The 16153-nt window shown below is 66.9% G+C and carries 4 protein-coding genes; all 4 read left to right on the plus strand.

Annotation, left to right across the window (positions count from 1 at the left end):
* From J5V16_RS21785 to J5V16_RS21800, 4 genes are read left to right on the plus strand one after another with little or no spacing between them, the layout of a single operon-like run.
* On the plus strand, positions 1–2766 hold the full coding sequence (locus J5V16_RS21785; protein ID WP_208499092.1) for a helicase-related protein: 2766 nt from the start codon (positions 1–3) through the stop codon (positions 2764–2766).
* A gap of 9 nt (positions 2767–2775) precedes the next feature.
* Positions 2776–7626, plus strand: a complete 4851-nt coding sequence (locus tag J5V16_RS21790; RefSeq protein ID WP_208499093.1) for a class I SAM-dependent DNA methyltransferase — start codon at positions 2776–2778, stop codon at positions 7624–7626.
* Positions 7627–7649: 23 nt separating this feature from the next.
* Positions 7650–13988, plus strand: a complete 6339-nt coding sequence (locus tag J5V16_RS21795; RefSeq protein ID WP_208499094.1) for a DEAD/DEAH box helicase — start codon at positions 7650–7652, stop codon at positions 13986–13988.
* Between the two features lie 2 nt (positions 13989–13990).
* Positions 13991–16153, plus strand: coding sequence for a UvrD-helicase domain-containing protein (locus J5V16_RS21800; RefSeq protein WP_208499095.1), 2163 nt, complete (start codon positions 13991–13993; stop codon positions 16151–16153).

Here is a 16153-nt window from a genome sequence, read left to right on the forward strand (position 1 = left end):
ATGACCGAGAACAGCTTCGTCCAAGGCGCGCGCGTCGAGGTCCGCGACGAGGAGTGGATGGTGCTCGACAGCCGCGGCACCGATCACGACGGTGCGAAGCTCAAAGTCGTGGGCGTCTCCGATCTGGTGAGAGGCGTCGAAGCAACCTTCTTCACCGAACTCGACGACGTCGAGCTCATCCGCCCTGAGGACACCGAGCTGGTCACCGAGGGCTCGTCCCGGTACGCCCAGTCCCGCCTGTTCCTCGAAGCGGTCCTGCGCCGCACTCCGCTGGCGCGCACCGAACGCGGCCTTGCCATGTCCGAGAGCTTTCTCCTCAACCCCATGACCTACCAGCAGCGCCCCGCTGAACAGGCGCTCGCGGGCCTGCGCCCCCGCATCCTCATCGCCGATGTCGTGGGCCTGGGCAAGACCCTCGAGATCGGCCTGACCCTCGCCGAACTGATCCGCCGCGGCCGCGGCGAGCGCATCCTCGTGGTCACCCCGCAGCACGTCCTCGAGCAGTTCCAGCGCGAGATGTGGACTCGCTTCTCGATCCCATTGCTGCGCATGGACTCCGTGGGCATCTCCCGCATCCAGCAGCAGCTCCCGGCCGGACGCAACCCCTTCACCGTCCACAAGCGTGTGATCATCTCCATCGACACACTCAAGAACGAATCGGCCTACCGGCACCACCTGGAGAACCTCCAGTGGGACGTCGTGGTCCTCGACGAGTCCCACAACCTCGTGGGCGGGCAGAAGAAGAGCCAGCGACGCATTCTCGCCGAACTCCTCGCGAAGAAGACCGACGCCCTCCTGCTCGCCAGCGCCACCCCGCACAACGGCAACGCCGAATCCTTCGCCGGTCTCATCGACCTGCTCGACCCCACCGCCATCGCCGATAAGAAGCACTACTCGGCCGCCGACATCAACGACCTCTACATCCGCCGCACCAAGGTCGACGACGAAGTGCGCGGCGAGATCTACGGCAGATGGGCCGACCGGGGCGAACCGCGACTCGTCGACGTCGACCCGAGCGCGGCCGAAGAAGCGGTGTTCGCCGAGTTCGCCCGCACCTGGGACCCGCGCACCTGCACCGTCATCGGCCCCGAGCGCCGCCTCTTCCCGTTCACGCTCATCAAGGCCTTCCTGTCCTCTCCGGCGGCCCTCGCCGAGACCGTCAAGAACCGCCTCAAAGCCGCCACCGGGACTGAGGCGGAGGCACTGCGGCGCCTCGCCGGCCTCAACGACGCGATCACCGCACCCGCCAAGCTCCACGCACTCGCATCGCGCTTGAAGGAGATCGGCATCGGACCGAAGTCGCCCGAACGCGTCGTCGTCTTCTCCGAGCGCATCGACACCGTGAAGTGGCTCGCCGCGCAGATCCCGGCGATCACCGGCCTGAAGCCGAACCAGATCGAAGTGCTCCACGGCGGACTCTCCGACACCGAGCAGCAGAAGGTCGTCGAGCAGTTCCAGCTCGGCTCCTCGAAGCTGCGCGTCCTCGTCACCGGCGACATCGCCTCCGAAGGCGTCAACTTCCACCAGCACTGCCACCAGCTCGTGCACTGGGACGTGCCCTGGTCGATGATCCGCATCGAGCAGCGCAACGGCCGCATCGACCGCTACGGGCAGATGCACGAACCGCAGTTCACCGCCCTCCTGCTCAAATCCGGGGCCTTCGCCGACTTCGACGACACCCGCGTCTCCGGCAAGCTCGTGCGCAAAGCTGCCACCGCCGCGGCCGCGCTGGGAAGCGTCGAGGCCGCCGCCCTCGACGTCGACTCCGCGGTCGAATCGCGGCGCATCCTCGAAGGCCTCATCGCCGGCCGCGGCATCGACGAGACCGTCCCGGACGTGACCGAGCCCGACCCGGGCGACCTCCTGTCGATGATCAACGGACCCGCCGCCGCCCGCGGCGCGGCGCAGCAGTCGCCGCCGCTGACCGCGACCCAGCCGCGCCTGTTCGCCGGCACCCAGGAGTTCGTGGAGACCGCGCTCGCCGACCTCGGCATCGAGGCCGACTGGGAGGGCGAGACCCTCATGATCACCCCGCCCGAGGACCTCAAGCAGCGTCTCCAGGTACTGCCGCCCGCCTATCTCAAGGAGCACAAGGTCACCGAGCGGCTCTGGGTCACCTGCGACCGCGACCACGCCCAGAAGCGGCTCGACAAGGCCGTCGACGACACCGACATGGCCTGGCCCGACACCGCCTTCCTCTCCGACCTCCATCCGCTCGTCGAATGGCTCGTCGACAAGGCGCTCGTCAAACTCGGCCGCGGCAAGGCCCCGATCATCCGCTGCGACGTGCCCGAACCCGTCTTCGGCATCCAAGGCGTCTACACCAACAAGGCCGGGCAGCCCGCCGTCGTCGAATGGATGACCGTCACCGGCTTCGACACCGAACCCGCCGTGTCTGGCGACCTCATCGAACGTCTCCACACCGCCGGTGTCGGCCCCCATATGGCCAACTCGAACCAGCCCCTCGACCGGGCCCCGCTCCAGGCGCTCGTCAAGCCCGCGATCACCGCCGCCCGCGCCTTCCTTGAAGGCCGCCGCGCCGAAGCCGACGCCGCGATCGCAGCCGAGATTGCGAAACACCAAGAGCACCTTGGAGACTGGCAGCAGGCCGCCCTCGAAAACTTCGACGACCTCCTGCCGAACGCGGGCCGCCGCCGCAGCACCGTCACCGACACCGCCGCCGACCAGCGGCGCCACATCGAGAAGCTCGCCACCGACGGACTGCCGCTCCTGCGCGTCCTCGCCGTCCTCGTCCCGCAAGGCTAGGAGCAGCACATGATCTACGACTCCATCACCAACCGCGGCGAGTACTTCTCCAACCACTACCTCGCCGAGCTCCTCCCCGACGCCCTCAAGAAGCAGCAGTGGTCGCAATGGACCGCCGACGCCAAGGACGGCAAGCCCACCCCGCGCACCCGCCTCCGCGCCCTCCGCGCGCCGTACCAGAACGCGCGCCTGGAGATCCGCGAACTCCAGGCGACCGGCGAGACCGCGCTGGCCGCCAAGCGCACGAGCGAATGGCACGCCGAACTCCTCGCCGGCCTCGGCTTCGGCGCCGAGCCGCAGACCCTCAGCGTCCCCCGCGCGGACATCGACCACGACGTGCCGGTCGCCTGCCTCGACGGGTTGCTCGAAGGCGGCCTGGTCGCCATCGAAGCCGGCTTCGCCACCGACCTCGACGACGCCTTCGACCCCGACGGCTCCGGCGCGCTGCACCAGCCGGTCGCGACCTCCGGCGACGAGATCACCACCGCCGACAAGCTCGCCACCTGGCTCTTCACTGCCGACACCCCGCCGCGGTACGTGCTCATCCTCGCCGGCGGGATCGTCGTCCTCGCCGACCGCTTCGCCTGGGGCTCAGGCCGTTACCTCGCCGTCGACCTCGATGTCGCCTTGGAACGCAACGACGTCAAGAACGGCGGCGAGCTCGACCTCATCGCCGGGCTCTTCACCGCCGAGATGCTGCGCCAGCCCGAAGGCGAGACCGCGAGCCCGCTCGCCGCGCTCGTCGAGGAGTCCAGCCGCCATGCGGTCGGCGTCTCCAAGGACCTCCGCGAGGCCCTGCGCCGCAGCGTCGAGATCGTCGCCAACGAGGTTCTCGCCCGCTTCCGCGACGCCGGCGTGGCCCTGGACGAGATCGAGGTCGCGGACGACGCGAAGGACCTCGCGGACCAGCTCCGCCGCGAATCTCTGCGCTACCTGTACCGGATCCTGTTCCTGCTCTACGCCGAGGCCCGCCCGGACACGGGCATCCTGCCCGTCGACCACCCTGAATACATGGAGGGCTACTCCCTGGCCCGCCTCGGCGAACTCGTCGTCCCCGACCTCGACTCGGCCTCGAACGACGGCTTCCACTTCTACGAGTCGCTGAACCTCCTGTTCACTCAGGTCAACAGCGGCTACCGATACGACCAGCCTGTGAGCAAGAGCGAAAGCGCGGGCATCCGCTTCGAGCCCATGCGCTCTGAGCTGTTCGAGCCTGCCTCCATCAAGCTCATCGGCAAGTCCGTCTACGTCGAAGACCACGGCGGCGTCGACACCCGGCTGCGCAACAGGACCCTGCACGTCGTGCTCCGACTCCTCATGCTCACCAAGGGCGGCGCGAAACGCGGCCGCGGCCGCTCGGCGGCGACGGCGAGCAAGCAGGGCGGCTTCATTTCCTACGCCCAACTCGGCATCAACCAGCTCGGTGCGGTCTATGAGGGCCTGATGTCCTACACCGGGCGGATCGCCGAGGGCGAAGCGCTCCTTGAGGTCGCGAAGGGCGGCGATCCCGAGGGCGGGTCCTGGCTGGTGCCCGCCTCGAAGGTGGCCGACTACCCCGAGGACGTCTACGTCCGCCGCGAGGACCCTTGGACGGGCGAGCTGAAGCGGGTCAAATACGAAGTTGGCCAGTTCGTGTACCGCCTCGCGGGGCGCGACCGCCAGACCTCGGCGAGCTACTACACCCCGGAGTCGCTGACGAAGGCGACGGTGCAGTTGGCGCTGGACTACCGGATGGAAGAGGCGAGCGAGCCGGTCACTGCCGCTGAGATGCTGCGGTGGAAGATCTGCGAGCCCGCTCTTGGCTCGGGCGCGTTCCTCAACGAGGCCATCAACCAGGTCGCGGCCAGGTACCTCCAGAAGCGCCAGGAGGAATTGGGGACTGAGCTGCCCGCCGAGGACTACCAGCGGGAGTTGCAGAAGGTCAAGGCCTATATCGCCTTGCACAACTCCTACGGGGTGGACCTGAACGCGACGGCGGTCGAGCTCGCAGAGATCTCGTTGTGGCTGAACGTCATGCACCCGGGGCTGCAAGCGCCGTGGTTCGGCCTGCATCTTCGGCAGGGCAACTCCTTGATCGGCGCGAACCGGCGGTATTACGACCCGAAGGATGTCCGAAGCAAGGCCTGGCTGGAGAGCGCGCCGGTGGAGCACCCCTTCAAGGAGGGTGACCTGCCGGAGGGCATGATCCATCACTTCCTGCTGCCCGCGAAGGGTTGGGGAGCGGTAGCGGGGGAGAAGGAGGCGAAGGAGCTCGCCCCCGAGGACAGCGAGAAGCTGAACAAGTGGCGAAAAGCCTTGCGCGCCAAGCCGAAAGAGAAGCAGGTCAAGCGCTTGCAGGCCCTGTCGCGGCGGGCCGAGTACCTGTGGGGGCTGGTCGAAAAGCGGCTCAGGATCTCTGAGCAGGAGATCGCCCGCAAGATCGATGTCTGGGGAGCAGAGGACCTGCCCGAACCGAGCAACCCAGCGTCGAAGGAGGACATCCTCAAGTCGCTGGGCGCTGTGAAGAACGACCTCGAAGGTTCAGGCACACCGTACTGGCGGTTGAAGACGGTCATGGACGCCTGGTGCGCCCTGTGGTTCTGGCCGGTGCAGGAAGCCTCGCTCCTCGACGGCAGCCATGGACGCTATGAAGAAAGCCAGGAAATTAACCTCAAGTCCGCGACCGGCCGGCAGCGACGGATCGTGCCGCTCGCCGATCTGGACGACTGGATCGACTTCGCCGAGGCTCTGCTCGGACGAGTCGACTACGACGACCAAGTCCTACGCGGAGCCTTCAAGAGCCTCCCCGAGCTGAGCGACTTCGAAGACCACCTTCCACTCAACATGGGCATGGAGCACTTCTCCAGGATCCGAGAACAGTTCCCCTGGGTCCAGAAATCGATCGACATCGCCAAGGACCAAAGCTTCTTCCACTGGGAACTCCAGTTCGCGAACATCTTCAAAGACGGCGGTTTCGATCTCCAGGTGGGAAATCCGCCGTGGATGCGGCCGCAATGGGATGAATCTCTGGTTCTTGCGGAGATTGACCCTTGGTTTGCCTTGGCGGAGAAGGCGAGCGTTCAAGCGCGGTCCGCGAATACAAAGCGGGTTCTTTCGGTTTCGCTGGCGCAGAACACTGTCCTGGTTGAGCGCGCCATGCTTAGTGGGATATCGACGTTCGTTGGAGATGTGTCAACATACTCGACTCTGCGCGGAACTCAGCCGGATCTATATCGTTGTTTTATGGTTCGAACTTGGCTAAATGGCGGACAGAAAGGTATTGTCGGACTAATCCACTCTGAATCCCATTTCAGTGGGAAGCGCGAGGCCGTTCTAAGAACTGCTGCCTACCGTAGGCTACGAATGCATGTACATTTTGTTAACTCGCTGAATCTATTCGATATTGCTCATAAGTTCGAATTCGGATTGCACATTTACGGGCGTGAGCGTGAGGTAAGTTTCGGGCACGCCACATGGATATATCATCCCGATACTGCAATTCGATCAAAAACGCTATCCGATACAAATGATACCGGCGATTATGGTAACTTCTTGCCGGGCCTGACCTTTCAGGGGTCATGGGATACTCGGCCACATCCCGGTCGGATTATTCATGTTGATGAAGAGACGCTTTCGACGTGGAACCTTGTCTCCGATGGAGCACCTGACGAATGGATGCAAGCAAGGCTCTTGTTTCCAGTGTCTGTATATGAAAGTGATGTTATCTCATTGCTTGCGAAGGTTGCCAATCGGATCGGAGCTCTCGATCCCAAGATTTCAAGTGGACTTCATGAGACTGGCGCAAGCCAAGCGGGGATAATCTCATGGAAATCAACCGCTATCTCAGAGTGGAATGAATTGATTTTGCAGGGTCCTCATCTTGGGATCGGCGCTGCTCTATCCAAGCAGCCTAATATTCCTTGCAGGAGCAAGGCTGATTATTCATCGTGGGATCTGACAAGACTGGATCCAAACACTGTTCCAAACTCGAATTATGTCCGCGCCTGTGGGGAAGACGTATTTGAAAGATCTAAAGATCGGTGGGTGATCGGATCCGAAAATTCCCCGTCGCGTCCCTATACGGATTTCTATCGTGTTGCCTGGCGGGTGATGATTAATATCAAGAGCGAGAGAAGTCTATATGCAGCGCTAATTCCTCGGGGTCCTTCTCATATCGATAATGTGAATTCGATGGCGCTGAAGGATGACCTTACAACTGCTTTGACAGCAGGGTACTGGTCATCGATTCCCCTCGATTACATGCTGCGAATTACAGGGTCTTCACACTTTAGAATAGGAAATGCGAAAAACTACCCTGCTCCAGATGCGAATCATTTGCTAACTCCCGAACTTTTGCTTCGAACACTTCGATTGAATTGTCTCACTAGTGTCTATTCTTCACTTTGGGGCGATCTGTATGAAAGCAACTGGAACTCTATAGCTTGGGCGCATGAGTGGCCCATGAGGAAGGAACTTGGTCAGGTAAATCCCAATTGGGAATATTCCATACCTCTCCGTACCGAATATGAGCGTCGCGCAGCTCTCGTGGAGATAGACGCACTCGTGGCGGTCATGCTGGGAATGACTGCCGATCAGCTCGAAGCGATCTATCTCGCACGGTATCCGGTACTTTCAGGGCGTGAGGATCAGACTTGGTTCGACGCTCACGGGCGAAAGATCTGTGGCGACACGAAGGCTGGTGGCTTCGGCCAGACCAAGGAGGACTTCATCCAGCTCCAGGCTCACCTCAATGATGGTGCTCCGCCGCCCGCTGGGTACTCGCCTCCGTTCTACAAAGCCGATAGGGTTGCGGAGATGACTGCCGCGCATGCAGAGTTCACCCGCCGTCTCGAAGCTAAGCAGCGTGAGGCCGGGTCGTGAAGCCGTCCCTTGCCGCTCTTCGTATGCGTGACCAGGTCGTCGAGTATCTGGCCACGACCTACGGCATGACCGGCGAGTCCGCCCGAGAGCTTGAGAAGTTCCTGACCGACCCTGAAGACGGGATCGTCAAGGGCCCCTTCCTCCGCCTCCGCACGCCCTTCCGTCCCGCCGTCCCCGGCTGGGAGTCGGCCCTCGATTGGTTCCCCGAGGGCTTCACCCCGCACCGCCACCAAGCGAACTCTTGGGCCCGGCTCTCCTCGAAGCACCACGAACCCCAACCGACCATCGTCACCACCGGCACCGGCTCGGGCAAGACCGAGTCCTTTCTCATCCCCATCCTCGACCACTGCCGCCGCCACGCCGACAGCTCCAACTCCGGCGTCAAAGCCGTCTTCCTCTACCCCATGAACGCCCTCGCGGCCGACCAAGCTAAGCGGCTCAACGAACTGCTCACCTCCGACCCCCGCCTTTCCGGCGTCACCGCCGGCCTCTACATCGGCGACAAGGCCGAGGTCACTTACGAGCGCATCCTCACCGACCGCCGGCACATCCAGGCCACGCCGCCCGACATCCTCATCACCAACTACAAGATGCTGGACATGATCCTCCAGCGCCCCATCGACTCCGCGCTCTTCGGCCCGCGCCAGCTCACCTACATCGTCGTCGACGAGTTCCACACCTACGATGGCGCGCAAGGCACCGACGTCGCCATGCTCCTTCGCCGCCTCAACGCCGCCGTCGGCGACCGCGCCGTTTGCCCTGTCGCCACGTCCGCGACCCTCGCCAGTGGCGAAGGGGCCTCCGACCTCATCCGCGAAGTCGCCGAAGACGTCTTCGGCGTGCCGTTCGCCCCCGACTCGGTGATCACCGAAGACCGGCTCGAATCGCGGGAGTTCATCGAGGAGCCCGACGACGACGAGCTCTTCAACGTCCCCAGTCCCGACGAGTTCATGGCCCTCTCCGGCGACCCTGTCGACGACCCGGCCGCACTCGCGGAGCTCGCCGAACTCGTCTGCGGCAAAAGCGAACTTACCCCGACCGAACTCGGCGCCAAGCTCAAGCGGCATCCGCTCACCCGCGTGCTCCTCGATGTCTTTGCCGACGGGCAGGTCCGCGACCTCGACGCGGTCTTCGCCGCCTTCCACCGCAGGCTCGTGCTCGACTCCTGGCGAAGCGTCTTCCGCACCGATCCGGGCCTCGCCTCCGAGGCACTCGCCCGCTACCTCGCGCTCCTCTCGGTCGCGCGGGATCCCGACTTCCCCCGCCGGCCGCTGCTCAAGGTCGAGACCCACTTGTGGCTCAAGGCCATTCACCGGGTCCTGCGCCGCGTCTCCCACGCGCCCCGCTTCCACTGGGACTCAGACGACTCGCTTCGCGAAGCGCTCGTGCTCCCGGCGATCGCCTGCCGCCACTGCGGGCGGTCAGGCTGGATGGCGCTCTCGCCCGAACAGGACCCCGAAGACCTCAAGACCGACATCACCAACATCTACCGCGCCACCGTCCGCAAGAAGACCAAGTCGCGCCTGCGAGCCTTGATCACGGCCACCCAGGCCGAATGTGACGCGGTCACCGCCGACGAACCGCACCTCAGAGCGCTGGACTTCGCGCACTTGCGGCCGATCGACCCGTCGGTCGACAAGGCCATCGACGCGCCCCGCCCCGCAGACGCCGACCGACCGGAAGGCGCCTCGGACGCGATCCCCGTCTGGATCAACCTGGAGAGCGATGCCGCCGCGCGCGAGGACCGCTGCCCGGCCTGCAACCGCGACAACGGCATCCGCTTCATCGGCACCGGCGCGGTCACCCTGGCCTCCGTCGTCGTCACCGAGCTGTTCACGCGGTCGCTCGAACCTGACCTGGAGTCCCGCAAGACCCTGGCCTTCTCCGACTCGGTGCAGGACGCCGCCCACCGGGCCGGGTTCCTCTCGTCCCGCTCGCACTCCTTCTCACTGCGCAGCCATCTTGCGAAGCAGCTCCCCGACGACGCGCCCCTCGGACTCGACGAGGTCGCCGCCGCCGCTATCGAGGCGCTGCCTGACCTCAAGGAACTCTCGGCCGTCGTCCCCGTCGAACTGCACGACCAGCCCGAGGTGAAGCGCCTCCTCGAAGGCACCAGTGCAGGCACCCCGGCGGCATGGAGGCTCATCGCCGACAGGCTCGCCTTCGACACCTTCCTCGAATTCGGCCTCCGTTCCCGACTCGGCCGCACCCTCGAGACCACCCGCACCGCCGCCGCCGAAGTGTCGCTGCCGGACCCGGGCCTGCTGGCCGGGATCGCCCGCGACGCCCTGCTGACCTGCCGCGGTGACATGCCGCTGGAGCTCCCCACACCCGAACTCTTCTTCGAGCACCTGCGAGGGCTCCTCGAACGCCTCCGCGGCAGCGGCGCCATCAAGCACCGCTGGCTCGACCAGTGGATCGGCTCGGCCGGTGTGAAGCAGTGGACCATCTGGGGCGGTCGCGCCCCGGGGATGCCCGCGTTCCCCGACTCGATCTCCCGGCCCGAGTTCGGCCTCAGCGACGAGTACCAGAAGAAGAGCTTCACCCCTCTGGGCCGCAAGGGAACCTGGTACGCCGATTGGACCCGCCGCACGCTGGGCCTCGCCGAGCCCGTCGCGGCCCAGTACCTCCCGCGGCTCCTCGGCGCGCTCGCCGACTCGGGCGTCATCGCCGCGCGCACCGTGCCGGGCACCGGCACCCGCGTCTTCGGCTTCACCCCCGGCCACATCACCGTCACCGGCCTGTCCACCGCCGCCGCGGCCGAGTCGATCGTCGCCTGCGACGCCTGCGACCACCGGCTCACCGTCGTGCCCGAACGGCGCGACTCCTGGGCCGACACGCACTGCCCCCGCTGGCAGTGCCGAGGCCGCCTGCGACCCAGGCCCGCCGAGCGCGAGGACTTCTACCGGCGGATCTACCGGGACAAGGAGGTCTTCCGGGTCCTCGCCGTCGACCACACCGGCGTCCTCACCCGCGAGCAGCGCGAGAGGGTCGAACGCGAGTTCCAAGGCGACGGGTTCGACGACCCGAACGTCCTCTCCGCCACCTCCACGCTCGAACTGGGCATCGACATCGGCGACCTCTCCGCCGTCATCCTCGCCGGCCTGCCGCCGGCCCCTGCCGGATACGCGCAGCGGTCCGGCCGCGCCGGGCGCTCCACCGGGAACGCCCTCACCGTGACCATCGCCGACCGCCGCCCCCGCGACCGGCACTTCTTCGCCGACCCGAGCCTCATGCTCGACGCCGCGATCAGCCCACCCGGCGCGTACCTCTCCGCCGTTGAGATCCTCAAGCGCCAGTACACGGCCTTCCTGCTCGACAAGGTCGGCCGCGGCGAACTCCCCGACGTGGGGGAGCTGCCGGGACGCGCCTCCGCGCTGTTCGGCGACACCGGCTGGCTCACCCGGTTCGCGAAGGCGGCCCTCGCCGCCTCCCACCTCGCCGGGCCCGAGTTCTTGGACCTGTTCGGGGACAAGCTCTCCGAACGGGTCGCCGCCGAACTCCGCGACTGGTTCGGCCCCGGCCTCGAAAAGCGCCTGGAGTGCGCGGCCCTCGACTGGGAGGAGCGCCTCTCGCATCTGCGCGACCGCATCAAGCAGATCGATGCAGCCGCAGCCGAACTCACCGACCCCGACGGCGAGGACAAGGGCGAGCTGCGCCAGCTCCGCGCCGAAGCCGGAGGCATCCGCCGCCGCCTCGGGGAGATCGGACGCACCCCCGCCCACAATGCCCTCGTCGAACTGGGGCTTCTCCCGAACTACGCGCTCATCGACGCCGCCACCGTCCTCGAAGCCACCCTCGCCAGCATCGACGAGACCTCCGAAGGCGACAAGAAGTACGAGTCCGAGCTGCGCGAATACCCGCGCCCGGCCCGCCAGGCGCTCACGGAGATCGCCCCCGGCAACACCTTCTACGCCCGCGGGTACCAGCACGAGATCCGCGGCCTCGACATTGGCTCCCGCACCAACCCCGCGTGGGAGGAATGGCGTATCTGCGCCGGTTGCGGCCACGCGAGGACCCACGACGCCGCCGACCTCAGCCCTTGCGAGCGCTGCGGCACCGCCATGAACGACAACGGCGTGCTCTACAAGGTGCTCAAGCCGACCCGTACTTGGGCCGACGACCGCGCCGACGACGCCCACATCTCGGACGCCCGCGACGACCGCCTCAACGTCTACTACAACACCTGCGACACCGTCGACATCGCCCATGTGAGCACCGGCTGGCGCCACCGCAACGCCGCATTCGGAGCCGACTACGCCCCCGACGCCCTCGTGCGCCGCTTCAACCTCGGTCTACTGCGGCCCGACCGCCGCGCCTCGACCGTGTTCGCCGGCAAGGAGACCGACGTCAACTGGTTCTGGGTCTGCCCCGACTGCGGCGGCACCGGCACCGACGACGACCCCGGATCGAAGCACGACGCGCTCTACTCACCTCGCGGCGGCGACGCCTCGCGCGAGCACCACCGGCAGTGGTGCAGGAACCGCACCCCCAACACCGGCCACGAGCCGATCATCCTCGCCCACGAGCTCCAGACCGAGGCACTGCGGATCCTCGTCCCCGTGCTCACCTTCCACCAGGCCGAGAAGCTCGCGTCCTTCCAAGCGGCACTGAAACTCGGCGTGGCCGCGGTCTACAAGGGGGACCCCGCCCACCTGGCCACCGTCACCGCCCGCATGCCCGACACCGGCACCGGGGACATCCGCAACTTCGTCGTCCTCTTCGACCAGTTGCCCAGCGGCACCGGCTACCTCGACCGGCTCTCGCAGCCCGAAGCGCTGCACGCCGTCCTCACCGCCGCCCGCGAACGGCTCGACGCCTGCACCTGCAACGAGCACCGGGCCTGCCACCGCTGCCTGCTCGCCTACACTCCGCAGAACGACTACGAGCACGTCTCCCGCGGCCTCGCCGTCGAGATGCTCGCCGAACTGCTCGACGACTGGGGCACCGAACCGGTCTCCGGCGTCCACGACATCTCCCTCCTGCGGCTCACCGAATCGGAGCTGGAGCAGCGTTTCCTCGACAAGCTGCGCCGTTACGCCGACAAGACCGAAGGCGTCCGCCTCATCGACCAGCACAAGGACGAGGCCGAGCTGCTCATCACCGACGCCGAGGACCGGCCCGCCCGCTGGAAGGTCCGCCTTCAGAAGCGCATCGAGGGCACCATTCCCGACGCCGAGTTCACCCGCCTCGACGCCGAATCCGAGATCGTCGCCTTCTACCTCGACGGCTACGCCTTCCATGCCAGCGCCGAGCACAACCGCCTCGCCGACGACGCGTACAAGCGCAGCACCCTCCACGCCCACGGGTACCGGGTCTTCGCCGCCACCTGGGACGACGTCGAGACCTGGCTCGACCCGGACGCCAAGAGCCCTTGGCCCCCTTACGCGCCGGACGCGCACCGCGCCGCGAACGACGCGTTGCGGCGCCTCGGCGGGGCCCCGGGCGACCTCGTCCGCTCCCATGCCTGGGGCAACCCACTGGACCTGCTCATGAGCTATCTGAAGGACCCGGACGCCGAACGTTGGGCCCGCCGCGCCGCCGCCACGGTCATGGGCATGGCCGCGAAGGCGAAGCAGCAGACCATGACGACCTCGGCGGGCGTCGTCGGCGCGGTCACTGCCGCGGTCAGCGGACGCGACCTGCCCGCCCCTGAGGCGGGCCGGATCGCGGTGCTCAGCGCCGTCGACGGCAACGGCCTGCCGATGACGATCTGCCTCGACGCCCGGTCCCCGGAGCGCCAGCCTCTCACCGCGATCGCGGTGCTCGACGACTCAGCCGGGGCCATCCGCGACACCGACGCCCACAAGCGGCGCTGGAAGTCGTGGCTGTACTGGTCGAACCTCCTGCAGTTCCTTCCCGCCCAAGGCGGTGACGGCGTCCAGGAGACCACCAGCGGGCTTAGGGAGTTCGATCCGTTCGTGCTCGCCGTCTGCGAAGGCACCGGACTGCTCGCCGCGTACGCGGCGGCCCCACCGATCGACCTCGGCGACGGGCACACCAGCGCCGAGGGCCGGGACCGCGTCTCGTCGTCCCGCCTGTCCGCGTCGGGCGTCGACTCCTCCTACCAGTGGCCGGGTGTCGAGCTCAGCCTGGTCTCGGACGCACGGTGTCACCAGCTCGCACTGGACCTCCAGGCCGCCGGCGCGCCGGCGCCTGAGATCGGCGCCGACTACGTCGACGGGTACACGGCCGAACTCGTGTGGCCCAGGGCGAAAGTGGCGGTCATCAGCACCGACGACCCCGACGACGAGGCCGAGGCGCTCGCCGCCTACCGCGGCGCCGGCTGGGTCGCCGAACCGTCGGCCGGATGGACGGCAGCAGCACTCCTTGAAACCCTTCGACAGCGAACGGAGCTGTGACCTTGGCCGAACGAGAGAGCGCGTTGCTCACCGTCGAGAGCAACGCCATCAGGCACCTCGACAGCCTCGACCGCGGCGTCAGGACCCGCTTCGAGGACTTCCAGTCGAAGTTCTGCTGGAACATGCACACGCCGGGGCTCCGACTCAAGCCCTTGAAAGGGCACAAAGGACTGTGGTCGGCGCGGATCACCGACGACTACCGCGCCATCATGTGCAAGGTCGGGCACGCCCATTTCGCCCTCATCGCGGTCCTTCCCAGGGGCGAGGTCTACGAGCGCATCGAAGAACGCTGGGACATGCCGGTCAACCGCGTCACCGGCGCGCTCGAAGTCGTCGACCACTCGGACATCCGCGCCGCCATCTCCGACGCGAAGCGGCCCGTCGAAGCGCCGATGGCACCGGCGGCCGTCAAACCCGAGACCGCGGCGAAGCCCGGGCTGTTCGACCCCTTCACCACCGCCGAACTGATCGGCCTGGGCGTCGCCGAGCCGCTCATGCCCTCCATCCGGGAGATCCGCACCGACCAGCAGCTCATCGACTTCATCGGCGTCGCACCCCGGCTCACCGGCGAGATCCTGTTCGCCCTCAACGACGGGCAGAGCCTGCAACAGGTCGAGGAGCTCGTCACCGCACCGGTCAAGATCGACGAGCCCGTCGACACCGGCGACCTCCAGACCGCGATCGAGCGGCCCGCCGCCATGGTCACCAGCTCCGACCGCGCCGTCGCCGCGATGCTCGACGGCGGCTTCGCGGCGTGGCGGGTCTGGCCCCACCCCGCCCAGCGGAAGATCATCGTCCGCAGGTACAACGGCCCGGCTCGGGTCTCAGGCGGCCCCGGCACCGGCAAGACCGTCGTCGCACTCCACCGGGCCGCGCGCCTCGCCCGCGAGCTCGACCCGTCCGAAGGGCGGATTCTCCTCACCACCTTCACCAAGAACCTCGCCGCCGATCTCGACACGAAACTGAGCATGCTCGTCGAAGGCGATGAGCGCAAGCACGTCGACGTCGAGCACCTCGACCGCGTCGTCCACCGGCTCGCGGTCGAAGGCGGCCGCAAACTCGGCAAGCTCCTCGGCGACAAGGAGCTCCGGCAATGGTGGGAAGAACTCCGCCTCGAACGCGGCGAGACCGAGTTCGACGCCGAGTTCCTCTACGGCGAATGGACCGAGGTCATCTGCGCGCAGCTCCTCACCAGCCGCGCCGAGTACTTCAAAGCCCGCCGCGTCAAGCGCCCGCGACGGCTGGACCGCGGCAAGCGCGCACTGGTATGGGAGCTCGTCGAGCGGTTCAACGCACGCCTCGCCGAAGAGAACGCCTGGTGCTGGCCGCAACTGCGGGCGTCAGTGGCGATCGCGGAGGAGAACCGCTCCGCGGGCGGCGGCCATCGGTACCGCCACATCGTCGTCGACGAGGCCCAGGACCTCACCCCCGCCCACTGGCGGCTGCTGCGGGCGCTCGCTCCCGAGAGCACCGACGACCTGTTCATCGCCGGCGACACGTTCCAGCGGATCTACGGCCAGCCGGTGACGCTCGGCAAGCTCGGCGTCAGCATCGTGGGCCGCTCCTCCCGCCTGACACTGAACTACCGCACTACCAGGGAGATCCTGCGGACGGCGCTGGCCATCGAGGCCGACGCCGTCGCCGACGACCTGGACGGCGACCTCGACAGCCTGGCGGGATACCGGTCGGTCATGTCCGGCGAGAAGCCGGCGTTCCGCCCGCAGCGCGACGCGGCGGCGGAACTGGATGAGATCGTCAGGCAGGTGCAGGCCTGGACCGCCGACTGCTCGCCCGGATCGATCGCGGTGACCGCCCCGCGCACCGGCGCGGTCGCGGACATCATCGCCGCGCTCAACGCCGCGGGCGTCCCGGCCGGGACGCTGAGCAAGGACCGGCAGCTCGGCGAGGACCTCGTCCACGTCGGCACCATGCACGGCCTCAAGGGACTCGAGTACCGGTACCTCATCATCAGCGGCATCGGCGCCGACGGATTCCCCTTCCCCTACATCCGGCGCCTCGCCGACACCGACCCGCAGCGCTACGAGCTCGAACTGGAGAAGGCCCGGAACCTGCTGTTCGTGGCCACCACCCGCGCCCGCGACGAAGTGGTCTTCACCTGGACGGGCGAGCCGAGTCCGCTGCTGCACCTCGCCGCGGGGGAATGA

The sequence above is a fragment of the Glycomyces niveus genome (assembly GCF_017592475.1).
In the GTDB taxonomy this organism is placed as follows: domain Bacteria; phylum Actinomycetota; class Actinomycetes; order Mycobacteriales; family Micromonosporaceae; genus Glycomyces; species Glycomyces niveus.

Excerpts from the sequence above, each read along its gene's own strand:
- J5V16_RS21785 (WP_208499092.1), top strand. The coding sequence starts at position 1 with ATGACCGAGAACAGCTTCGTCCAAGGCGCGCGCGTCGAGGTCCGCGAC.
- J5V16_RS21790 (WP_208499093.1), top strand. The coding sequence starts at position 2,776 with ATGATCTACGACTCCATCACCAACCGCGGCGAGTACTTCTCCAACCAC.
- J5V16_RS21795 (WP_208499094.1), top strand. The coding sequence starts at position 7,650 with ATGCGTGACCAGGTCGTCGAGTATCTGGCCACGACCTACGGCATGACC.